This is a genomic window from Achromobacter sp. ISS7 (assembly GCF_056523125.1).
Genome location: NZ_JAWRZD010000001.1, coordinates 4,742,659 through 4,764,219 on the forward strand (window position 1 = coordinate 4,742,659; position 21,561 = coordinate 4,764,219).

Annotated in this window: 17 protein-coding genes; 10 read left to right on the forward strand and 7 right to left on the reverse strand. The window is 69.3% G+C overall.

Annotated elements, in window-relative coordinates; genetic code table 11:
• Nucleotides 1-2 precede the first annotated feature (2 nt).
• From AC1HFW_RS21485 to AC1HFW_RS21495, 3 genes are all read left to right on the forward strand, one after another.
• On the forward strand, nt 3-1,193 hold the full coding sequence (locus AC1HFW_RS21485) for a glycosyltransferase family 2 protein (protein WP_479285171.1): 1,191 nt from the start codon (nt 3-5) through the stop codon (nt 1,191-1,193).
• Nucleotides 1,190-2,476, forward strand: coding sequence for a lipopolysaccharide biosynthesis protein (locus AC1HFW_RS21490; protein ID WP_479285172.1), 1,287 nt, complete (start codon nt 1,190-1,192; stop codon nt 2,474-2,476). Before AC1HFW_RS21485 ends, AC1HFW_RS21490 begins: the two co-directional genes overlap by 4 nt.
• Nucleotides 2,477-2,538: 62 nt before the next feature.
• Nucleotides 2,539-3,603 (forward strand): acyltransferase family protein, encoded by a 1,065-nt coding sequence (locus tag AC1HFW_RS21495; RefSeq protein ID WP_479285173.1) that lies wholly within the window; start codon nt 2,539-2,541, stop codon nt 3,601-3,603.
• On the opposite strand, the gene AC1HFW_RS21500 is transcribed toward AC1HFW_RS21495, so the two are convergent.
• From AC1HFW_RS21500 to AC1HFW_RS21520, 5 genes are read right to left on the reverse strand one after another with little or no spacing between them, the layout of a single operon-like run.
• A complete protein-coding gene (locus AC1HFW_RS21500; RefSeq protein ID WP_479285174.1) occupies nt 3,575-4,591 on the reverse strand; it encodes a capsular biosynthesis protein in 1,017 nt (338 codons plus the stop codon). The genes AC1HFW_RS21495 and AC1HFW_RS21500 overlap by 29 nt on opposite strands.
• Before the next feature lie 26 nt (nt 4,592-4,617).
• Nucleotides 4,618-5,550, reverse strand: coding sequence for an NAD-dependent epimerase/dehydratase family protein (locus tag AC1HFW_RS21505; RefSeq protein WP_479285175.1), 933 nt, complete (start codon nt 5,548-5,550; stop codon nt 4,618-4,620).
• Nucleotides 5,547-7,229 carry an FAD-dependent oxidoreductase gene (locus tag AC1HFW_RS21510; RefSeq protein ID WP_479285176.1) on the reverse strand — a complete coding sequence of 561 codons (1,683 nt, stop codon included), beginning with the start codon at nt 7,227-7,229 and terminating at the stop codon, nt 5,547-5,549. Before AC1HFW_RS21510 ends, AC1HFW_RS21505 begins: the two co-directional genes overlap by 4 nt.
• Before the next feature lie 58 nt (nt 7,230-7,287).
• Nucleotides 7,288-8,049, reverse strand: a complete 762-nt coding sequence (locus AC1HFW_RS21515; RefSeq protein ID WP_198486220.1) for an SGNH/GDSL hydrolase family protein — start codon at nt 8,047-8,049, stop codon at nt 7,288-7,290.
• Nucleotides 8,049-9,101, reverse strand: coding sequence for an SLBB domain-containing protein (locus AC1HFW_RS21520; RefSeq protein WP_479285177.1), 1,053 nt, complete (start codon nt 9,099-9,101; stop codon nt 8,049-8,051). Before AC1HFW_RS21520 ends, AC1HFW_RS21515 begins: the two co-directional genes overlap by 1 nt.
• Nucleotides 9,102-9,438: 337 nt before the next feature.
• Here AC1HFW_RS21520 and AC1HFW_RS21525 point away from each other — a divergent pair, with 337 nt between their 5' ends.
• Entirely contained in the window at nt 9,439-10,203 is a 765-nt protein-coding gene (locus AC1HFW_RS21525; protein WP_006392057.1) for a WecB/TagA/CpsF family glycosyltransferase, read from the forward strand.
• Nucleotides 10,200-11,543 (forward strand): porin family protein, encoded by a 1,344-nt coding sequence (locus AC1HFW_RS21530; protein ID WP_146075480.1) that lies wholly within the window; start codon nt 10,200-10,202, stop codon nt 11,541-11,543. The genes AC1HFW_RS21525 and AC1HFW_RS21530 overlap by 4 nt, the downstream gene beginning before the upstream one ends.
• Nucleotides 11,544-11,547: 4 nt before the next feature.
• On the opposite strand, the gene AC1HFW_RS21535 is transcribed toward AC1HFW_RS21530, so the two are convergent.
• Together AC1HFW_RS21535 and AC1HFW_RS21540 are read right to left on the reverse strand one after the other, a co-directional pair.
• Nucleotides 11,548-13,002: an undecaprenyl-phosphate glucose phosphotransferase gene (locus tag AC1HFW_RS21535; protein ID WP_225856523.1), complete on the reverse strand. Its 1,455-nt coding sequence runs from the start codon at nt 13,000-13,002 to the stop codon at nt 11,548-11,550.
• Nucleotides 12,986-14,404: a mannose-1-phosphate guanylyltransferase/mannose-6-phosphate isomerase gene (locus tag AC1HFW_RS21540; protein ID WP_479285178.1), complete on the reverse strand. Its 1,419-nt coding sequence runs from the start codon at nt 14,402-14,404 to the stop codon at nt 12,986-12,988. The genes AC1HFW_RS21535 and AC1HFW_RS21540 overlap by 17 nt, the downstream gene beginning before the upstream one ends.
• 670 nt (nt 14,405-15,074) lie before the next feature.
• Here AC1HFW_RS21540 and bcsD point away from each other — a divergent pair.
• From bcsD to bcsB, 5 genes are all read left to right on the forward strand, one after another.
• The gene (bcsD, locus tag AC1HFW_RS21545; protein WP_035359764.1) at nt 15,075-15,530 is read left to right on the forward strand and encodes a cellulose biosynthesis protein BcsD; all 456 of its coding nucleotides are present in this window, start codon (nt 15,075-15,077) and stop codon (nt 15,528-15,530) included.
• A gap of 15 nt (nt 15,531-15,545) precedes the next feature.
• Complete coding sequence (bcsP, locus tag AC1HFW_RS21550) at nt 15,546-16,271, forward strand: cellulose biosynthesis protein BcsP (protein WP_479285179.1); 726 nt, start codon at nt 15,546-15,548, stop codon at nt 16,269-16,271.
• Nucleotides 16,268-17,047, forward strand: a complete 780-nt coding sequence (gene bcsQ / locus AC1HFW_RS21555; protein WP_061072914.1) for a cellulose biosynthesis protein BcsQ — start codon at nt 16,268-16,270, stop codon at nt 17,045-17,047. The genes bcsP and bcsQ overlap by 4 nt, the downstream gene beginning before the upstream one ends.
• A complete protein-coding gene (bcsA, locus tag AC1HFW_RS21560) occupies nt 17,044-19,242 on the forward strand; it encodes a UDP-forming cellulose synthase catalytic subunit (RefSeq protein WP_006392050.1) in 2,199 nt (732 codons plus the stop codon). The genes bcsQ and bcsA overlap by 4 nt, the downstream gene beginning before the upstream one ends.
• 351 nt (nt 19,243-19,593) lie before the next feature.
• Entirely contained in the window at nt 19,594-21,561 is a 1,968-nt protein-coding gene (gene bcsB / locus AC1HFW_RS21565) for a cellulose biosynthesis cyclic di-GMP-binding regulatory protein BcsB (RefSeq protein ID WP_479286535.1), read from the forward strand.

Genomic DNA, 21,561 nt, shown 5'->3' on the forward strand with positions numbered 1-21,561 from the left:
CCATGGCCGGATTCCTGCACCTGATCCTGTTCGTCATTGCCCTGCCCGTCACGGCGGCGACCGCCTACCTGGGCCTGCTGACGCTGCTGTCGGCGCGCCTGCCGCGGCCGCAGCCGCAGCGGCGCGACATGCGCTTCGACATCCTGGTGCCGGCGCACAACGAGACCGCGGTGATCGAGCGCACGGTGCGCAGCCTGGCGGCCATCGACTGGCCGCGCGAGCACTACCGCATCATCGTCATCGCCGACAACTGCACCGACGACACGGCGGCGCTGGCGCGCGCCGCGGGCGCCGAGGTGATCGAACGCCACGACGACCAGCATCGGGGCAAGGGCTACGCGCTGGAGTACGGCATCGCGCGCAGCGCGGCCGACGGCTTCGCGCACGCGGTCGCGGTGATCGACGCCGACACCGAGGTCACGCCCAACCTGCTGGCCGCCTACGCCGCGCGCATCGAGCAGGGGGCGGCGGTGATGCAGGTGCATTACGGGGTGCTCAATCCGGACGAGTCGTGGCGCACCCGCATCATCACCATCGCCTACGGCGCCTTCCATGCGGTGCGCGGCCGCGCGCGTGAACGGCTGCGCGCTTCGAACGGCCTGCGCGGCAACGGCATGTGCATGACGCACGCGCTGCTGCGCGAGGTGCCGTTCAATATCCATTCGATGGCGGAAGACCTGGAGTACGGCGTGGTGCTGGGCCTGCACGGCCACCGCGTGGTCTATATCGACGAGGCCAGCGCCGACGCGGAACTGGTGGCGTCCGAGCGCGGTTCGCGCACGCAACGCCAGCGCTGGGAAGGCGGCCGCCTGGCGGTGATGCGGACCTACGTCGGCCGCCTGCTGCGCCAGGCCGTGGCGCGCCCGAGCTGGATCTGCCTGGAACTGGCCATCGACCTGCTGACCATGCCGCTGGGCTACATCGCGCTGCAGATCGGCGCGTTGCTGGTGCTGGGCGGGCTGGCCGCGTGGCTGCTGCCCGGCGCGGGGCTGGCCGCATGGCCGCTGCTGGCGCTGGTCCTGCTGGGCGTGCTGGCGCTGCACGCGCTGCGCGGCTGGCAGTTGTCGCCGCTGGGACCGAGGGCGCTGCTGGACCTGCTGCGCGTGCCGTTCTTCGTGCTGTGGAAGCTGTATGTGCTGTTGCGCAACCGGCGCAACAAGCACTGGATCAAGACCGATCGGGATTCCAAGTGACGTGGACACGCTTCTCCGCCTCGGGCCTGGCGCGCCTGTTCGGCAGTTCGATCGCCGACCAGGCCATGCTGTCGGCCGCCAACTTCGGCGTCGGCCTGATCCTGATCCGCTACGCGGCGGAGGCGCAGTACGGTTATTACATCCTGGCCTTCAACACCATGATGTTGCTGACGACGCTGCAGGGCACCTTCATCGGCACGCCGATGGTGATCCGCCTGCCCGGCCTGGACGAGGCGGCGCGGCGCCAGTGGATGGGCAGCCTGCTGCGGGACCAGAAATGGCTGGGAGCGGCGGGCGGCGCGCTGGCGCTGGTCGTGGCGCTGGCCGGCTGGGCGATGGGACTGTTCGACGGCGAATCGACGCTGGTGGTGGTGGCGGCCATCGGCCTGGTGCTGGCGGCGCTGTACCGCGAATACCTGCGCGGCATCCTGTTGATGTACCACCGTCCGCAGCAGGTGCTGGGCGCGGACGCAATCTACGTGGCGGTGCTGCTGGCCGGCTGCGCGCTCGCAGTCAGGACGCCGGTGGCGGCGGCGGGCGCCCTGCTGGCGGGCACGATGGCGGCGCTGGCCTGCGCCAGCGTGCTGCGCCGGGTGCTGGCCAACGATATCGAGCGCGGCGCGGCGCCCGGCCGCCTGCGCGAGATCGCCCGCATGGGGTTCTGGGCGGCCTCGGGCGGCGTCATCTACTGGCTGTTCAACCAGGGCTACAACTTCCTGACCGCCGCCACGCTGGACCTGGCGGCGGTGGCGGCGCTGGCGGCCTCGCGCCTGACGCTGATGCCGATCAACCTGCTGCTGGCCGGCATGCAGAAGCAGCTGACGCCGCTGGCGTCCGACTGGATGCACGGCATGGGCGCGCGCCGCACGCTGCGCCGCCTGATGCTGTTCTCGCTGGCGCTGGCGCTGTTCACGCTGCTGTATGGGGCGGTGATCTGGCTGCTGCGCGACTGGATCTTCCTGGACCTGATGCGCAAGGATTTCCCGCAGCGCGACCTGCTGCTGGTGCTGTGGATCGGCCTGTTCGTGCTGATGGTCATCCGCGAGCCGATCATGATGGTGCCGCTGCTGCGCCAGCGCTTCCGGGCGCTGAGCGCCGCCACCCTGGTCTGCGCGCTGATCGCGTTGGCGATAAGCTATGTCGGCATGCTGCAGTTGGGCCCCGTTGGCGCGGTGATCGGCATCCTGACCGGCGAAGCCTGCTACGGGCTGGCGGTGATCGTCATGGCATGGCGCGAAGTGCGGCGCGATGACGACTACGCCATCCGGGAGGCGCGGTCGTGACCCCCTGCCATCGAGCGGCGCGCGTGCCCGCTTTCCATTCTTACCGTACCAGGTAACCGTTCATGGACATTCTTTCGATTCAGTACCTGCGCGGCATCGCGGCCATGATGGTGGTGCTGGTCCACCTGTATCCGCAGCTCGAGCGCATGGGCTACCAGGGCTACTGGCCGCACTGGCTGGCCGCCGGCGTGGACATCTTCTTCGTCCTGAGCGGCTTCCTGATGTGGATCACGACGCGCGGCAAGAAGGTCGGCGTGCTGGAGTTCTACCGGCGCCGCGCGGTGCGCATCGTTCCGCTGTACTGGCTGCTGACCTCGGTGGCGGTGGCGGTGATGCTGATCGCGCCGCAGCTGCTGCAGACCACCCGCTTCGGCCTGTTCCACGTGATCGCCTCGTACCTGTTCGTCATGGTGCCGAACCCGGCGGGGCTGATCGAACCGGTGCTGACGGTGGGATGGACGCTCAATTACGAGATGCTCTACTACGTCATCTTCGGCCTGACGCTGGTGCTGCCGACGGCGTGGCGCTTCGCGACCACGACCCTGGTGCTGCTCGGCCTGAGCATGCTGGGCTGGTTCGTGGTGGGCGACGATACGCCCATTCTCAAGGTCTACACATCGGACATCGTGCTCGAATTCGTGCTGGGCATGAGCGTGGGCTGGTGGTTCTCGCGGCCGCACAAGGGCGGTTCGGCGACGCTGGGCTGGACGCTGGTGCTGGGCGGCTTCGTGGTGATCGGGCTGATGTCGGTGCTGGCGCCGAACGCCTCGCGGCCGCTGGCGCAGGGCGTGCCGGCGGCGGCGATCGTGGTGGGCGCGATCCTGCTGGAACGCTTCCAGGCGCTGCCGCGCATGAATTTCCTGCACAAGCTGGGCGACGCCTCGTACTCGCTCTACCTGTCGCACGCCTTCGTGCTGTCGGCCGTGAGCCAGGGCTGGCGCAAGCTGCACCTGGACAGCCTGCCGGGCGGCCAGGTGGCGTTCTGCGTGGTTGGCATCGCGGCCTGCACCGTGGCGGGCCTGCTGGTCTACCAGCTGATGGAACGGCCGCTGATCAATATCTTCAAGAAGCCGCGCGAGCAGGAGGCCTCCAAGGCCGCTACCCGCCGATCCGTAGCCGGTCTTTGAGCAGGCGCAGCCAGCGCTTGTGGCGACGCGCCGCGGCGCGCTGCGGCGTCCAGTCGATCATGCTGTCGTGGATGTCGTAGTGGCCGCGCTGGGCGTCCGGCACCTGGCCCGATTCGACCGCCGCGATCAGCTCCGGCAGCCTGCGGTAGAACTCCGCGCCGCGATAGGGCGGGTGCAGCGACCACAGGCCGGGCGCCGAGCCCAGCAGGTCGACGCGGCGCAGGCCGTTGGCGCGCAGCACCTCGCTCAGGATGACCTCGGCCTCGCGCACGTCCGGCGGATTGCCGAGCAGATGTGATTTGGTTCGCTGCACGGCGCCTGGCCGCATCAGCGGCAGGTGGCCGAGGGTGGCGCGCAGCCGTTCCATGTCGAGCATGAAGATGCGCGTGCTGGCGTTCTGGAAACGATAGGCGGGGGCGCCGGCGATCTCGACGCGCTCGGGCTCCGGCAGGCCGTGGCCATGGACTGCCGCGTCAGCGCGCGGCGGGCCGGGGAAGGGGCCGGTCAGCAGCACGGCGGGATCCTGGTCGGTATAGGCGATGGCCTCTTCCACCCAGGTGTGGCTGCCGCCGCCGAACAGCATGTCGCCGTCGAAGTGCACGATATGGCGCGCCTGGCTGTGGTGCATGCCGTAGAAATAGGCGTAGAACGGGCCGCCGTCCCAGGCCTTGACGGGAATGTCGTCGACGCCGAAGAACGATTGCGCCACCTCGCGGCGGGCCGCCGGCGCGTAGTCGACTTCGATGACGTCGAGCTTGGGCATGTCGCGGCGCAGGTCCTGCGCCAGCGCCAGCAGCTTGGCGCGGTATTCGTCGAAGTGCGTGCCACGATAGCGCCCCGAGCGGCTGCGGTGCGTGTCGATGGTGACGAGGATGCGGTCGACCATGGGCGCCCAGACACGGATCTGGTGCGGCAGCAGCAGCGCCGCATGGGGATAGTCCATGGGGTACATGCTGATCTGGGCGGCGACGCGATAGGGATAGGCCACGGCCGGTTCTCCTGGTGGTGGCGGCATCATGTCCGGGCCGCGGCGACGGTCGCCGCGAGTCCCTGTTGCAGGGAAGTCCAATGCAGGCCGAGCTGCTGCTCGGCGCGCGTCGAGACCAGCCGGATGGGCTGGCGCCAGAGGCGCGCCAGCGACGGCGGAATCGGCGGCGGCAGGCGCACGCCGACGCGCCGCAGGCCGATCTCGGCGATCTTCAGCGCCGGCGCCAGCAGGTGCGTCTCGATCTTCAGGCGGCGCGCGCCGATGCGCTTGAGCGGCACGGCGTCGAGCGCGCGGGCGTAGGCCAGGAAGTAGCCGTTCCAGTCGGGCGCGCCGGCCATGGCGAGGTTGTAGGCCGCGGCTCCGGTCGGCGCGCGCAGGCCGGCCAGCACGGCCGCCACGACATCGTCTATGTAGACCAGGTTGCTGCAGCCGTCGCCGGCCGCGCCCAGATCGCCGATGCGGTGCGCGCGCAGCAGGTCGGCGATGCGCAGGCTCCATTGCGGACTGTTGGGGCCGTAGATGCAGCCCGGCCGCAAGGTGATGACGGTGTCGCGCGCGGCCAGCAGCCGTTCGGTTTCGACCTTGGCGCCGGCATAGCCTTGCAGGTTCGCGGCCATGGGGTGGTCCTCGTTGATGTCGCCACGCGCCGCGCCGTAGACCGCCATGGAACTGAAATGCACCAGGCGCGCGGCCCGTGCGTCGAGCGCGGTCGCCAGGGCACGGGCGCCGGCCGTCATGGCGTCGGCGGAGCCGGCCACGCAATTGACCACGGCGTCGACTTCGCCCAGGGCGCGCGTGACGGCGGCCGGATCGGTGGCGTCGAGCACGATCTCGCGGCCTTGCTGGCGGGCGCGGCGCACGCCGGCCACCGGATCGGCCCAGTCGCTGTCGGCCAGCGCCGACACCACGCGCCGGCCGACATAGCCATTGGCGCCCAGGACCAGGATGCGTTGTTTCATGTGCGGGTCTCCGTGGCTACGTCGCTGGGCGCATGGACGCGGCGCAGGTGATCGGCCAGGCGCAGGGCCAGCGCGACGATGGTCAGGGTCGGGTTGGCCTGGCCGGAGGTCGGGAAGACCGCCGAGCCGGCGACGTAGAGATTGCGGGTTTCGTGCACGCGGCAGTCGGCATCGACCACGCTGTCGCGCGGATCGTGCCCCATGCGCGCCGTGCCGATATGGTGGCCGCCATAGGCGCCGTAGCGCGTCATCTCGGCCTCGACCTGGGCCGGGTCGTAGTCGAAGCGGCCCACGCCGCTGGCGGCCAGCGCCTCGGCCAGCGCCGCCAGCGCGGTCTGCACGGTGGCCACGTCGCGCGGCGTGTAGCGCCAGTCGATGTGCAGGCGGCGCATCCCGAGCGCGTCGACCTCGTTGCCCAGCGTGACGCGGCTGTCGGGATTGGGCTCCTGCTCCGCGTGGAAGTCGAGGCTGTAGCGGCGGTTGCGCGGGTGGACGATGATGGACGGAAACTTGCGCGCGGCCAGCTTGCGCTCGGTCAGCATGTGCCACATGAAGCGCGCGGTGGCCGGCGCGCCCAGCAGCACGTTGCGCAGGTGGCTGAGCCACAGGCCGAGCGAACCCGGCGTGTCGCCATACAGCCGCTTGGCGTATTCGTAGGGAACGACGGGACGGGCCAGGTACAGCGCCGACAGGACGCCGCTGCCGTGGCCGGGATCCGGAATGCGCGGATGGTGCAGCCGCGCGATGAAGTTGCCCGCGTGCAGGCGGCGCTGCGCCTCGGGTTGCAGCGCCAGGCGCCGGCGGCAATAGATGCCCTCGTCGGAGACCTCATAGCCATGCCAGACGGAACGGGCGCCGGCCAGGTCCACGTTGCCGATGGTGCCGGCGATGTGGCACATGTAGTAGCGGCCCACCACGTCGTGCGCGTTGCCCAGTCCGCGGCCGCTGGCGCCGGGGTTGGCGAGCAGCAGCCGCGCAGTTTCCAGGCCGCCGGTGGCAAGCACGTAGGCGCGCGCCCGGACCGTGAAGACATTGTTGCCGGCCAGCGTGCGGACCCGGGCCGGGCCGACGGGGTCGCCGGCCGCGCCGCTGTCGAGCTGGCACAGGTTGGCGTTCTGCAGCACGCGCACGGGTCCCTGGCGCAGCCGCTCGGCATAGCGCCAGCCGAAATCGGTGGGCACGCTGAAGCGTTCCAGGGTATCGGTGGAAAACTCGGGGCTGTCGAAGCCTTCGATCATCGGCCGCACGGGGCGGTGGAAGGCGGTTTCGACGGTGTAGGCGAAATCGCCGGCTTCGCACAGGTGGTTGGCGCGCGGGTAGTAGGGCCGCAGGTCGTCCAGGCCGATGGGCCAGCCGCTGTGCGCGATGTAATCGCGCGGCTCGAAGTCGATGGGATCGAACGGCATGCAGCGTCCGCCCCAGATGGTGGTGGAGCCGCCCATGCGGCGCTGGCGGTAGCGTTCGGGCTCGGGGTGCATGCGCGCATCGGCGACGCTGCCCGCGTAGAGCGCCTGGGTGGCCTTGTCTTCGGCCGTGCCGCCGCTTTCGAGCAGCACGACGTCCAGGCCGCTGTCCAGCAAGGCCAGGGCCAGCGTGATGCCGGCGGCGCCACCGCCGACGATGCACAGGTCGGCGGTGAGGGTCGAGCCGTTCGGAATGGTGTTGGCGTCCAGGATCATCGTGTCGCTCCGGGCAGGCGCCGCAAGCCGGGTGCCGCGCGTGCGCGGACCAGGGACATCAGTATCGCACGGCGGCGCCCGCCGGCAGCTTCAGCGTTTCGTGGATGTAGCCCGCGAAGGCGGTATAGCCGGCGATGTTCGGATGCACGCCGTCGGCGAACAGGCCCGGCGCCAGCTTGAGGAAATCGTTGGTGCCCCCGCTGGACCAGTACAGGTAGTCGACGACCCGCACGTGCGGGTATTGGCGCGGCAGTTCGTGCAGCAGCCAATCGTTGAAGGCGCGCGTCACCTCGATCATCGGCGGCGTCATGCCGAGATAGGCGCCGATGTTGTCCACGACCAGCGGAATGCCCAGCTTCGCCGTGGTCTGGGCGAAGTAGGTGAAGTTGTCCTGCAGGGTCTGCAGCGGCACCATGCCCACGGCCACGTCGTTGATGCCGACGTGCAGGTACGCCAGGCTCGGCCGCGTGCCGGCGGGCAGGGTGCGCGCGCCGCGGCCATCGCCGGGATCGTATTCCTCGGCCAGCACGTCGCGGCGCCAGCGCGCGCGGACCTGCGCAGACATCTGGCCGCCGATGCCATGGTTGAAATGAAACACGCCGGAATAGCGCGCCAGTTCGTAGGAGAGCTGGCCCGGGTTGGACGGATAGTCCGGCACGAACTGGCCCTGCACGTTCAGGCGGCCCTTGCGCTGGATCTCGCCTTCGGCGATGGAGTCGCCGACCACCACGGCGTAGATGCGTTCGTTGCGCGCCCAGGCGGGCAGCGCGGCGCATCCCGGAGCCAGCAGCAGGGCCGAGAGCAGGGTGCGGCGGTTCATCAGAAGAAGCGCTCGTTGACGTGGATGACGTCGCCGGGCTGCACCGCGTCGGTCAGCTTGGCGCGCCGGTCGGTGATCTCGCCGGTGAGTGCGTCGGTGCGGTTCAGGTCGATGCGGCTGTCCGAGGCGCGCGGCGTCAGGCCGCCGGCGACCGCCAGGGCGCGCATGACGTTCAGGCCCTGTTCGAGCGGATAGGCGCCGGGCTTGCCGACTTCGCCGTAGACATAGAAGCGCGGCGCTTCCGGCACGAACACGACGTCGCCCGGTTGCAGTTCGGTGTCCTGCAGGCTCTGCGAGGGCGACTGGCGATTGCCGACGTAGAGATTGATGCGGTCGTTGCCGCCGCCGGCGCGGCGCACCAGGGTGGCGACGTCGCCGGCGCCGCCGGTGGCGCCGCCGGCCATGGCCAGCAGTTCCAGCACCGACAGCTTGCCTTCGATCGGGTAGCGGCCCGGCCGCGCGACCTGCCCCAGCACCGACACGATGCGGCTGCGTAGCGTGACGACTTCGACGGCGACCTGCGGATCGGTCATGAAGCCCTTGCTGCGCAGGTCCTGTTCGATGCGCTTGCCGATGGCCGCGGGCGTCAGGCCCGAAGCGCGGACGTTGCCCAGCATCGGCACCACGATCTGGCCGTCGGCGTCGACGGTGGCGCGGGCCTGGGTGCCGCCGGTGCCGAGGATGTTGATGTTGAGCGTGTCGCCCGGCCCGACCGCGCCGATGGCGCTGCCGATGGCCTGCTCCACGGCCGGGTCGACCGGCGTCGCGGCGGCCTGGCGCGGGGTGGGCACGACGCCGTTTTCCGGCAACCGGTTGCCGGCCATGTTGCGGTCGGTGCCACGGTCACCGCTGCCGCTCTTGACCGCGGGCGGCACGGCCGGCGGCGTGTAGGCGGCGGGCGGCGCAGGCGGCGCGGCGACCGGCGTGGTCGGCTGCGGGCGCACGGGCGCGCCAACGGGGGCGGGCGGGGTGTAGGCGGGGGACTCGTAGGGCGCGTTGTAGCGCTTGAAGTCGTTGTCGGGCGAGGTCGCGGCCGGACGGGACGGAGACACGGGGTCGGGAATCGGCAAGTCCTGCGCGCCTGCCGGTTGTGCACAGGCCAGCAGCGCCGCCAACATCGCTCTTCGCCACATCGTCGTCAGACACGCCACGTTATTCTCCGATCCTTTGGTTAAAGGTTGCGCGCGTCCAATAGTAGCCGAAGCAAAACGCCACACTGCGGGTATTTTAAATACAATACGCGCGTGCCGGCTCGATGAATGTGGTTTTCTCAAACGCAAACGTGAGACCATTGTTCTCGAGCCTACCGCCCTTTGAGCGAGATTCTCCTTGCACAGTTCAGAGCACGTATCGGACCCCCGCGGAACTGCGAACGACGATATCCCCGTCATGCCCGTCGTGCGGCTGTTCGACCTCGATATCGCGGCAGTTTCCTTCGATGAGGCCGTCGAAGGCCTGGCGCAGGCGGCCGTGCGCCGCGATGGCCGCGCCCGCATCGTGGTCACGCCCAATGTCGATCATGTGGTGCGCCTGGATGCTTCGCCGGAATTCCGCGAGCGCTACGCCAAGGCCGATTTCATCTTCGCCGACGGCATGCCGGTGGTGTGGGCCAGCCGTTTCCTGGGTCAGCCGCTGCCCGAGCGCATCACCGGTTCCGACCTGTTCGTCGCGCTGTGCCAGCGCGCCCAGCGCGAAGGCTGGCAAGTGATGCTGCTGGGTGGCATGCCCGGCTCCGAGCCCGACCTGCTGGCGCGTTTCGCGCAGTATTACCCGGGCTTGAACATCGATATCGTCAGCCCCTCGATGCGCTTCGACCCGCTCGGACCCGAGGGGCAGGCCTATGCCGACCGGGTGCGCGAGCGCCAGCCCGATGTCGTCTTCCTGTGCGTGGGCATGCCCAAGCAGGAACACTGGGTGCTGCATCACGCCGGCGAATTGCCCGGCGGCATCCTGCTGTGCGTGGGCGCGGCCATGGAATTCGCCATCGGCCTGCAGCGCCGGGCGCCCATGTGGATGCAGCGCATCGGCCTGGAATGGCTGTGGCGCCTGGCCAGCAATCCGCGCCGCCTGTGGCGCCGTTACCTGGTCGACGATCCACGCTTCCTGGGGCTTTGCTGGCGGCAGTGGCGCAAGCGGCGCGGCTCGGCGCCGTGATCTTGCGCCCCAGCGCCAGCCTCGCCATGGATGGCGGGGCCAAGCGAGGCACGTTCACGATCGGACGGCAGCTGGCCGTGGCCAGCCTGATGATGTGCGGCGCCCAGGCCCTGGGCGCGCCGGGGCCGGCCGACTACGCGGTGCAGCTGGGCAGTTCCTACCAATACCAGAGCAATCCCGCGCGCCTGCCGCAGTCGTCCTCCGACATCCGCGGCGCCGGCGTGTGGGTCAATTCGGTCGGCCTGGGGCTGCGCATGCCGCTGCTGTCCGACGACACCCGGCTGGACGTCGGCGGCACGCTGGCCGATGCCCGCTACAGCAACAACCGGCAGCTCGACCACCAGCCCGGCAACATGCTGTCGACGCTGCATTGGCGCGCCGGCCGGCTGTTCGCCGGGCGCTTCGACTACGGCTACCAGAGCCAGCTCAATCCCAACATGGCGCGCACCTGGCCCGAGCGCGACCTGCAGACCCGCGACAACAAATCGGCCGAGCTGGGCCTGCGGGTTTCCGAGCGGCTGACGCTGCCGGTGTTCGGCGTCTTCACCAACGGCACGCGCTACGACCAGGACATCAACCGCACCCTGTACAACCGCAAGGACCAGGGCTGGCAACTGTCGGCGCGCTACGCCGGTTTCGGCCGCTCTTTCGCCCAGGCCGGCTTGCGCCACACCGAGGCCGACTACTACAGCCGCACGCCGGACTTGGTGGCGACCATCGACGACCGCTTCACGGACAACGAGGCCTTCGTCGCGGCGCGCTGGGACTACAGCCCCAAGACCCTGCTGCAGGCGCGCGTCGGCCTGCTCAAGCGCAGCTACGTGCACCTGGGCGACCGCGACACCAACCTGTTCACCTTTGCCGGCCGCGCCACCTGGGACTATTCGCCCAAGACGCGCCTGGACCTGCAGCTGTGGCGCCGGCCCTACGCCTATGACGACGATCCCACGGTGCTGTATTCGATCCAGACCGGCGGCCTGGCCTCGGTGACGTGGCGGCCGACGGTCAAGACCGCGTTCCAGCTGGGCGCGGAACTCACCCGCCAGCGCAACACCGCCTTCACCGGCGGCAACGACCAGACCCTGCAGATCCGCCGCTTCGGCGCGCGCGTGCAGTGGCAGCAGGAAGACAACCTGCGCTGGATCGTGGACGTCTACCGCGACCGGCAGATGGGCGAATCCGCCGGCGACAGCTACAACCAGAATTTCGTGCGCGTCGGGCTGGAATACACCTTCGGCAGCCGCGGCAAGGAAAACCTGCGGCTGATGATGCAGCCGACCGACTGCCAATGGCGTCGGCCGGAACTGGCGATGTGCGATCCGATGGGCGAGGAGCCCTGAGCGCTCAGTAGGCGTTGCGGTCCCAGAAGATCACCAGCACGGTGCGGAACAGGATCTTCAGGTCCAGCATCAGCGACCAGTTGGCGATGTAGTAGCGGTCGTAGCGCACGCGCTGCAGCATCTTGTCGGTGGTGTCGGTCTCGCCGCGCAGGCCGTGGATCTGGGCCCAGCCGGTGATGCCGGGCTTGACGCTGTGGCGCAGCATGTAGCCCTGGATCATGCGCCGGTAGATCTCGTTGTGCTCGGCCGCGTGCGGGCGCGGGCCGACCAGGCTCATGGTGCCGGCCATCACGTTCAGCAGCTGCGGCAGCTCATCCAGCGAACTCTTGCGCAGGAAGCGGCCGATGCGCGTCACGCGCGAATCGCCTTGTTGCGCCTGGCGCAGCGTGCCGTCGGCCTCGGTGCCGGCGTTGGCGCGCATGGAGCGGAACTTGAACACCGTGATCGGCAGCCCGCGTTCGCCATAGCGCATCTGGCGGAAGATGACGGGCCCGGGCGAGTCGAGCTTGATGGCCAGCGCGATCAGCAGCATGGCTGGCGACGCCAGCAGCAGCATCAGGCCGCCCAGCGTCAGGTCCATGGCGCGCTTGAGGCTGCGCGACAGGCCCTGCATGTGGGTCTCATGCAGCGCCAGCAGCGGCACGCCGGCGATTTCGGCGCTGCTGGCCGTCAGTTCGCCCAGGAACGGCGACTCCGGCATCAGGTAGATCGCGGCCGTCGAGTCATACAGCCGGTTCATCAGGTTGAGCACGACGGGGTTGTCCTTCGTGTCGTCCAGCGTGACGAACGCCATGCCGTATTCGCCGGCCTCGATGCGGGTCAGCGCGTCGGGGTAGCGGCCCAGATAGGGCGGCGGCGTCGGTTCGCCCTTGCGCGTGCGCACCTGTTCCTCGGCGTAGTAGCCCGCCGTGTGGATGCCCAGGATGGGAGAGCGCTGCAGGCGCATGGCGAGCTTGCGCGCCTCGGGGCCCATGCCGAAGAACACGGCCGAGCGGCGGCTGGCGGACGCGTTGTTCAGCCGATAGGCGGTGCGGCGCAGGCCGTAGAGAGCAAGCACCTGCAGCGGCAGGGTGATGGCCGCCCACTTCAGCAGCAGCACGCGCAGCGACTCGGTGTCGGTGGCGCTGCCCGGCAGGAAGAACAGCGCGACCAGCGCCAGGAACAGCACGCTGAACCAGCGCATCACGCCGCGGCTCAGCATCCACCAGACGCTGCGGGCGCTGATCAGCAGGGTGAAGCGGGCGAACGCGATGGAGGCGCCCGCGGCCAGGATGACCGGAATCCAGCCGCGGAAGATGGGCGACGCCATGTCCTCGGCCAGCGTCAGGCCGAGAAAGGTGCCGGCGTTGATCAGCGCGCAGATCAGGCCCGTCAGGGCCATGAAAGAGCGTTGAGGGTGGCTGGGCGTCGCGTAGGTGAGCATGGAAAAGGTGGTGGGGGGATCAGCGACCGTAGACATCATCAAACCGCACAATATCGTCCTCGCCCAGATACGGGCCGGACTGCACTTCTATCAGCTCCAGGTCGATGGAACCCGGATTCTCCAGGCGGTGTTTTACACCCAGAGGAATGTAGGTGGACTGGTTTTCCGTCAGCAGGAAGACCTCGTCGCCGCGCGTGACGCGCGCCGTGCCGGTGACGACGATCCAGTGTTCGGCGCGGTGGTGGTGCATCTGCAGCGACAGCCGGCCGCCGGGCGCCACGCGGATGCGCTTGACCTGGAAGCGGTCGCCGTCGTCGATGGCGTCGTAGCTGCCCCACGGCCGGTAGGTCAGGCGGTGGGCCGTGGCCTGCGGACGCTTGGCCTGGTTCAGGCGGGCGACGATGCGGCGCACGTCCTGCACCTTGTCGCGCGCGGCGACCAGGAGGGCGTCGGCGGTCTCGACCACCACGGTGTCCTCCAGCCCCAGCAGCGTGACCAGGCGGTGGCTGGAATAGGCGTAGACGCCATGGCAGTCCTCGGCCACCACGTCGCCGCGCAGGGCGTTGCCGTCGGCGTCCTGCGGCGCCAGCTGCCACAGCGAGGCGAACGAGCCGATGTCGCTCCAGCCGGCGTCCAGCGGCACCATGGCCACGCCCGGATCGCGTTCCATGACGGCGTAGTCGATCGAGTCGGACGGGCAGGCGGCGAAGGCGGCCTCGTCGATCCGCAGGAAATCGCCGTCATGGCGCGGCGCGGCCATGGCCTGGCGGCAGGCCGCCAGGATGTCCGGGCGGTGCGTCTGCAGGGCCTGCAGGTAGCGCGAGGCGCGGAACAGGAACATGCCGCTGTTCCAGAAGTACTGGCCGCTCGCCAGGTATTGCGCCGCCGTGGCCGCGTCGGGTTTCTCGACGAAAGCCTCGACGTCGGCCACGCCGTCACGGGGCGCGCCGGCGCGGATGTAGCCGTAGCCGGTTTCGGCGTAGGTGGGCTGGATGCCGAAGGTGACCAGGCGGCCGGCCTCGGCGGCCGGCAGCGCCTGGCGCACGGCGTCGTGGAAGCGCTCGACGTCGGGCACCGCGTGGTCGGAAGGCAGCACCAGCAGCACCGGGTCGTCGCCCTCGGCCTGCGCCAGCAGGGCGGCCAGGGCGATGGCCGGCGCGGTGTTGCGGCCGACGGGTTCGAGCAGGACGGTGGGTTGCTGCTGGCCGATCTGGCGCAGCTGTTCGGCGACGATGAAGCGATGCTCCTCGTTGGCCACGAAGATCGGCGCCAGGCCGCTAAGTCCGGCCACACGCTCACAGGTGGCTTGCAGCGGGGAGAGGTCGCCGAGCAGGGGAAGGAACTGTTTGGGGTAGCTGCCGCGGGACAGCGGCCACAGGCGGCTGCCGGTACCGCCTACCAGCAGTACGGAACGCAGTTGCGGCGTGGTACTCGACATCGGAAGTCCCTTGCAATCTGTCGCCGGCGGCGCGTGGCGCCGTGGGGCGGGATACTCATCGGTCGCGGCACACGTTCTGCGTCCTGCCAGCGGCCTCAACTATAAAGGTTGCGGAATCGGCTGTGGCAAAGTGTTTGCAAATCTTTAAGATCTTTAAGATGTGTATGTCTTTAAATTGATTGTTGTCTTCACTATACTAAAAGACTGTGCCGCAGCGCAGGCTTGATGCATATATATCGATGCATTTTGCTATTATCGGCAATATAAGTCAGCACGCGTTAATACTGCCCGAAACAAAACGTTTACGAGCATCCGTGAAAAGACTTCAAACCGATGACACCGCGCGCTGCCGTCTAAGACGCAAGGTCATGCTCCAAGAATGCGGCCTAAAGTACCGCAGCTCCGCCTTGCCAACTCGCGGATGCAGGCTATGCAAAGCCTGAAAGCCAGGATGTCCCCCGTGTCGTCCGCGCCTCCCTTGACGCGCGGTTTCCCGCGCGCGGCCTCGATTCGCGTCGACGCCTGTATGAAACAACTCGGCATGGCGGCCTTTACCCGGGCCGCCGCATGCCTGCTAGCCTTGCCTTTCAACACTTGCCCTGGTCCCGCGGCGCGTCGCGCTGACGCTTGCGGGCCAAGTCCTGTCGCCTGTCCATGACGAAGGAACAACGTGCAAAGCGCCATCCTCTCCCACCTCGATGATCGACTCTGTGCCAGCCAGTGGCGCGATGTGCTGGCGGCCTTCGCCCAGGAGCTGTCGCAGGATCTGACCGTGCAGCGCTTGCACACGCTGATGCGGCGCGCCGGCGAGCAGTTCGCCGACAGGCATGCGTTGTCGAGCGCCGCGTCGATCGCCGAGATGCAGTCCGCCATCAACCAGGTCTGGCGTCCGCTGGACTGGGGGTGGGTGGAGATCGAAGAAGCCGAGGACCACCTGGCGCTGGCGCACTACTGCGCGCCGCTGCGCGCGGCGTTCGGCGCCGCGCACCTGGACTGGAGCGCGGGATTCCTGGAAGGCGCCTACGAATCGTGGATGCGCCTGCTGGGCGCCGATGCGCAGTTGAAGGTGACGCAGCAGCGCGCGTCCGATGAACACGGTGTCATTCTCTACCGGTTCGGCCGCTAGGACGCGGGACCACGGATGAGAGACGACAACGACATCACCAGCCTGTATCGCGAGTTCGGGGGCGATCCCCGCAACTATCGCGAGATCGGCCGCGAGGACCGGGCCCACGCCGCGCGCGGCCGCTGGCCGCTGCTGAGCCGCATCCGGCCGGGGCAGGCCGGCGTGCCGCCCGCCGCCGGTGATTCGCCCGCCGACCGCCCCGCGCAGGCCGCGGCCTGGCCGCTGGCGCCCGGCGCGGCCGTGTCGGCGCTGCCGTTGTCGCGATTCGCGCCCGTGCGCCGTGGCGCCGCGGTGGATGCGGCCAAGGTGGCCGCGTTGATCCGGGGCGCGCGCGTGCAGCGCCCGGCGCTGGATGCGCTGGAGATTCCGCGGGCGCCCTCGCGGGAAACCCCGTTGGCGCCTGCCGCCGAGCCGGTGGTCGCCGCGCCTGCCGCGGCCGTCGCCTCGGCCGCGGCCATTGCCGCTGTCGTCGCCGAGCCGCGGGTCAGCGCGCCGGTCGTTGCGCCGGCGCCGCCCGCTGCCGCGCCCCGCGCCCCGGTCGCGGCCGAGCCTCCCGCGCGGCCCGCGCCGAAAGTCCTTATCGAACCCACCCTCGCGCCCGAGCGGCCTGCGGCGGTTGCCCCCGAGCCCGCGCCCGCCAGCGCCGCGACGCCGTTGCAAGGCGTCTTCGCGCGCCTGGCGCGGACGGCGCCCGCGGACGCGACCCAGGATCCGCCATCTTCTAAAGCGGCGAAAAAATGAAAACCATCGCGATTGTTTCCGCCAAGGGCGGGGTAGGAAAGACCACGATAGCCGCCACGCTGGGCCTGGCCCTGAGCCGGGCCGGCCATTCCGCCCTGCTGGTGGACCTGGATCCGCAGAACGCGCTGCGTTTTCACCTGGGCGTCGAATCGCAGGCCGCCGAGGCCGGACTGGCGCGCGCCAGCCTGGCGAGCATCCCCTGGCGCGAAACGGTGGTGCGGGGCGACGCCGGCCCCTACCTGTTGCCGTTCGGCCAGATCAATGAGGCGGACCGGCTGGCGCTGGAACAGCAGATGCGGCAGGACGACGCCTGGCTGGCGAACCACTTGCGGGCGCTCGATCTCGATCCCGATACCGTGGTGCTGGTGGACACGCCGCCGGGGCCGTCGAGCTATCTCAGCCAGGCGCTGCGCTGCGCCGACCTGGTGCTGGTCGTGACGCTGCCGGATGCCGCTTCCTACGCGACGCTGCCGCAGGTGGAGAACCTGATCGCGCAGTACTGCGAAGGGCGCCCGGAATTCATGGGCCATGCCTTCGTGGTCAACCAGGCCGACAGCGCGGCCCCGCTGGCCAAGGACACGCTGCAGGTGATGCGCGGCATCCTGGCCGACCGCCTGGCCGGCGTGATCCACCGCGACGCCACCGTCAGCGAGGCGCTGGCCTTCGGCGCCACCGTGATCGACCACGCCCCGCACAGCCAGGCCAGCAATGACATCGGCATCAGCGCGCAATGGCTGCTGCGGCAATTGCGCGAGCCCCGGGAGGACCAGCCATGAAGTCGGTGACCAACGAGACCGCGGCGCACAGTCCGCGTCTCTCGCGCCTGAGCAACAGCCTGTTGTCCTGGCGCATCTGGAAGATGGGCTGGGTCCGGGTGTTGTCGCTGGTGCTGGCCGGCGTGCTGTCGGTGCTGGCCGTGGCTGTCGAGATGGGCCTGCCGCAACAGATGATGTTCGCGGCGTTCTGTGTGATCGTGGCGCTGCTGCTGCACCGCGTGGGCGGACGGCTGGCGACGCTGACGCTGGTGATGCTGTCGGTCATCACGTCGTTGCGCTACATGTATTGGCGCATCACGGACACCATCGGCTTTCACAATGTCGTGGACGCGTTCTTTGGCTATGGGCTGCTGCTGGCGGAAATCTACGCCCTGACGGTCATGCTGCTGAGCTATTTCCAGACGGCCTGGCCGCTGCGGCGCAAGCCCACGCCGTTGCCGGTCGATCGATCGGCCTGGCCGACCGTGGACGTCTACATTCCCACCTACAACGAGCCGCTGGACGTGGTGCGCCAGTCGGTGCTGGCGGCGCAGTCGCTGGACTGGCCGGCGGACAAGCTGCGCGTCTACGTGCTCGATGACGGCCGCCGGCAGGAGTTCCGCGAGTTCAGCGAGCAGGCGGGCGTGGGCTACCTGACGCGCCCGGACAACAAGCACGCCAAGGCCGGCAACATCAACGCCGCGCTGGCCAAGACCGACGGCGAATTCATCGCGGTGTTCGATTGCGACCACGTCACGGTGCGCTCGTTCCTGCAGATCTGCATGGGCTGGTTCCTCAAGGACAAGCAGTTGGCGCTGCTGCAGACGCCGCACGTGTTCTTCTCGCCCGATCCGTTCGAGCGCAATCTGGGCACCTTCCGCAACGTGCCCAACGAAGGCGAACTGTTCTACGGCGTGATCCAGGACGGCAACGACCTGTGGAACGCCACGTTCTTCTGTGGTTCCTGCGCGGTGATGCGCCGCTCGGCGCTGGACGCCGTCGGCGGCGTGGCGGTCGAGAGCGTGACCGAGGACGCGCTGACCGCCCTGAAGATGAACCGCCTGGGCTTCAATACGGCCTACCTGGCGGTGCCCCAGGCCGCGGGCCTGGCGACCGAGAACCTGTCGCGCCACATCGGCCAGCGCACGCGCTGGGCGCGCGGCATGGCGCAGATCATCCGCACCAACAATCCCCTGCTGGGCAAGGGCCTGAAGATCGGGCAGCGGCTGTGCTACCTGAGCGCGATGCTGCACTTCTTCTTCGGCCTGCCGCGGGTGGTGTTCCTGACGGCGCCGCTGGCCTATCTGTTCTTCCATGCCAACGTGTTCCAGGCATCGGCCATCATGGTGGCGGCCTACGCCCTGCCGCACATCGTGCTGTCCAACCTGACCGGTTCACGCATCCAGGGGCGCTTCCGCCATTCGTTCTGGAACGAGGTCTACGAATCGGTGCTGGCCTGGTACATCATGCGCCCGGCGCTGGTGACGCTGATCAGCCCCAAGACCGCGCTGTTCAACGTGACGGCCAAGGGCGGCATCATCCGCGAATCGTATTTCGACTGGACGCTGGCGCGGCCCTACGTGGTGCTGCTGGGGCTGAACCTGGCCGGCTTCATCGTCGGCGTGGTCAGCCTGGTGGCGGGGTACGGGGGCGTGGACGCGCGCCTGACCATCGTGCTGAACCTGATCTGGACCATCTACAACATCGTCATGACCAGCGCCAGCGTGGCCGTGGCCGGCGAGGTCCGGCAACTGCGCAACACGCCGCGCGTGGCGATTTCGCTGGCGGCCATGCTGTTGCTGCCCGATGGACGCACCGTCGCCTGCCGCACCAGCGACTACTCGCAGGGCGGCCTGGGCCTGGTGCTGCCGCCCGGGGTGCTGGTGCCCAACGGCATGCCGCTGAGCGTGTCGCTGTTCCGCAATGACGAGGAAGCGATGTTCCCGGCGCTGGTCACGTTCAGCCGCGGCGACCGCCTGGGGATCAGCTTCCAGTCGCTGACGCTGGAGCAGGAACGCGACCTGGCGCAGATGACTTTTGGCCGTGCCGATACCTGGGCCAGCACCTGGGGCAACAATGCGCCCGACTCGCCGTGGGTCGCGTTGAGACAGATCTCGAGCATCGGCGTACGCGGTTTTTCGTTGCTGCTGCGCCAGTTGCGCGATCGCAGCCTTGCGGCCGTGCGCCGTCCCACGTCCGTGTCCACCAAAAACTAGAGGACGACAGAGCGATGATTCCCAGGCTTGATGCTTGGCCGCCCAGGCCTTGCCCGTCTCCCGCGCGGCCCGTCCTGCGGTGGCGGCTGCTATCGGCGTTGCTGGCCCTGGGGGCCGCCATGCCGGCCCTGGCCCAGACCGTGGCGGCCGATCCGGCGGCCACGGCCACGACTGCCGCGGCCGCCGCGCCAGCGCCCGCGCTGCCGCCCGGCGCGCGAACCTATTCCGTGCCCCTGTCGCGCCTGAGCGGCCAGAGCGCGCTGCCATTGCGCGGCGTGGACGGCATCAACGGACTGGGCTTCCGCGCGCGTCAATCTGGATTACAGCTACTCGCCCGCGCTGCTGCCCGACCTGTCGCACCTGAAGGTGCTGCTGAACGGCGAGGTGGCGGGCAGCGTGGCGCTGCCGAAGGAAGCCGCGGCCACGCCGACCCGCCAGACGGTCGAGTTGCCGGTGCCGGCGCTGGCCGACTACAACCGGCTCGACGTGCAGCTGATCGGCCATTACACGCTCGGTTGCGAGGACCCGGTGCATTCCAGCCTGTGGGCCGACGTCGCCGGCCGCAGCACGCTGGAACTGACCGTGATGCCGGTCGACCTGCCCAATGACCTGGCGCTGTTGCCCGTGCCGTTCTTCGACAGCCGCGACATCCGCCAATTGGTGCTGCCGATCGTGCTGGGCCGCACTCCAGATACGGCGCGACTGGAGAGCGCGGGCGTCCTGGCCTCGTGGTTCGGCGCGCTGGCGGGATACCGCGGCGCCAAGTTCGACGCCCACCTGCAGGACCTGCCGGCCACCGGCAACGCGGTCGTGCTGTTGCAGCCGGGCGATACCGTTGCCGGGCTGACGACGCCGACGATCGACGGTCCGTCGGTGGCGATGCAGACCAACCCGCGCGACCCGCACGGCAAGCTGCTGCTGGTGATGGGGCGCGACGCCAAGGAACTGAAGCAGGCCGCCGCCGCGCTGGCGCTCGGCAGCGAGGCGCTGTCCGGCCCGCAGGCGCGCATCACGCGCCTGGAGACGCCGCGGCCGCGCAAGCCGTTCGACGCGCCCAACTGGCTGCGCAGCGACCGGCCGGTGGCGTTCGGCGAGCTGGTGCCGACTCGCGAACTCAACGTCTCGGGCCATCGGCCGCCGCCGGTGCAGGTCAACCTGCGCGTGCCGCCGGGCCTGTTCGGCTGGCACAGCGATGGCGTGCCGGTGGACCTGGTCTACCGCTATTCGCCGCGTCCCGGCGCCAAGCAGTCGGTCATGGAGATGATGGCCGGCAACCAGCTGATCCGCAGTTTCGCGCTGCACGAAGGCCCGGGCGTCTACAACCGCCTGACCGGCGTGCCGGTCTCGGAAGGCAAAGCGCGGGTGATGGTGCCGACCTATCTGCTGCCGCCGCAGACGGCGCTGCAATTCAACTACGTGTACGAGTACGCCAAACTGGGCGAGTGCCAGAACAGCATCCTGGACAACGTGCGCAGCGCGATCGATCCGGGCTCGACCATCGACATCTCCGGCCTGCCCAAGTACGCCGCCATGCCGGACCTGTCGCTGTTCGCCGATGCCGGCTTCCCGTTCACGCGCATGGCCGACCTGTCGGAAACCGCGGTCGTCATGCCCGAGGGCGCGGGCGTGTCGGACTTCTCGTCCTACCTGACCTTGCTGGGCGTGATGGGGCAGGCGACGGGCTATCCCGCCACCGGCGTCACCGTTACCCAGAGCGGGCAGGTCGCGGCGCAACGCGACAAGGACCTGCTGGTGCTGGCCTCCGGCGACAACCAGCCGCTGCTGGCGCAGTGGGGCGATGCGCTGCCGAGCGGCTTCAACGGCAAGGAGCGCCGCTTCAGCCTGTCGGGCTGGGTCGATGGCGTCGCGTCCTGGCTCGGCAACGATCCGCGCGACCGCAAGCGCCAGGCCGATATCCAGCTGGCGTTCTCCAGCGGTGGCGTCTCGGCCACGCTGGCCGGCCTGCAATCGCCGCTGCAGTCCGGCCGCAGCGCCGTGGTGGTGTCCGGCACCAGCGCCGATGGCCTGGCCAGCGCCGTGCAGGCGCTGCTGACCAGCCGCGACACCGAGAGCAAGGCCGACAACCCGCAGGACCGCATCGGCGGCAGCCTGACGGTGATCAGCGGCAAGGAGGCCTATACCCTGCAGGATGAGCAGAACTACTACGTGGGCTCGTTGCCGACCTGGCTGGGCCTGCAGTGGTTCTTCGCACGCCATCCGCTCACGCTCGTGGGGGCGTTGCTCCTGAGCGCGCTAGTCATCGCCGTGTTGCTCTACCTGTCGCTGCGCGCCCGCGCTCAGCGCCGCCTGGGATCGTGA

Excerpts from the sequence above, each read along its gene's own strand:
- AC1HFW_RS21485 (WP_479285171.1), top strand. The coding sequence starts at position 3 with ATGGCCGGATTCCTGCACCTGATCCTGTTCGTCATTGCCCTGCCCGTC.
- bcsP (WP_479285179.1), top strand. The coding sequence starts at position 15,546 with ATGAGAGACGACAACGACATCACCAGCCTGTATCGCGAGTTCGGGGGC.
- bcsQ (WP_061072914.1), top strand. The coding sequence starts at position 16,268 with ATGAAAACCATCGCGATTGTTTCCGCCAAGGGCGGGGTAGGAAAGACC.
- AC1HFW_RS21535 (WP_225856523.1), bottom strand. The coding sequence starts at position 13,002 with ATGTCTACGGTCGCTGATCCCCCCACCACCTTTTCCATGCTCACCTAC.
- AC1HFW_RS21510 (WP_479285176.1), bottom strand. The coding sequence starts at position 7,229 with ATGATCCTGGACGCCAACACCATTCCGAACGGCTCGACCCTCACCGCC.
- AC1HFW_RS21495 (WP_479285173.1), top strand. The coding sequence starts at position 2,539 with ATGGACATTCTTTCGATTCAGTACCTGCGCGGCATCGCGGCCATGATG.
- AC1HFW_RS21540 (WP_479285178.1), bottom strand. The coding sequence starts at position 14,404 with ATGTCGAGTACCACGCCGCAACTGCGTTCCGTACTGCTGGTAGGCGGT.
- bcsA (WP_006392050.1), top strand. The coding sequence starts at position 17,044 with ATGAAGTCGGTGACCAACGAGACCGCGGCGCACAGTCCGCGTCTCTCG.
- AC1HFW_RS21505 (WP_479285175.1), bottom strand. The coding sequence starts at position 5,550 with ATGAAACAACGCATCCTGGTCCTGGGCGCCAATGGCTATGTCGGCCGG.
- AC1HFW_RS21525 (WP_006392057.1), top strand. The coding sequence starts at position 9,439 with ATGCCCGTCGTGCGGCTGTTCGACCTCGATATCGCGGCAGTTTCCTTC.
- AC1HFW_RS21515 (WP_198486220.1), bottom strand. The coding sequence starts at position 8,049 with ATGAACCGCCGCACCCTGCTCTCGGCCCTGCTGCTGGCTCCGGGATGC.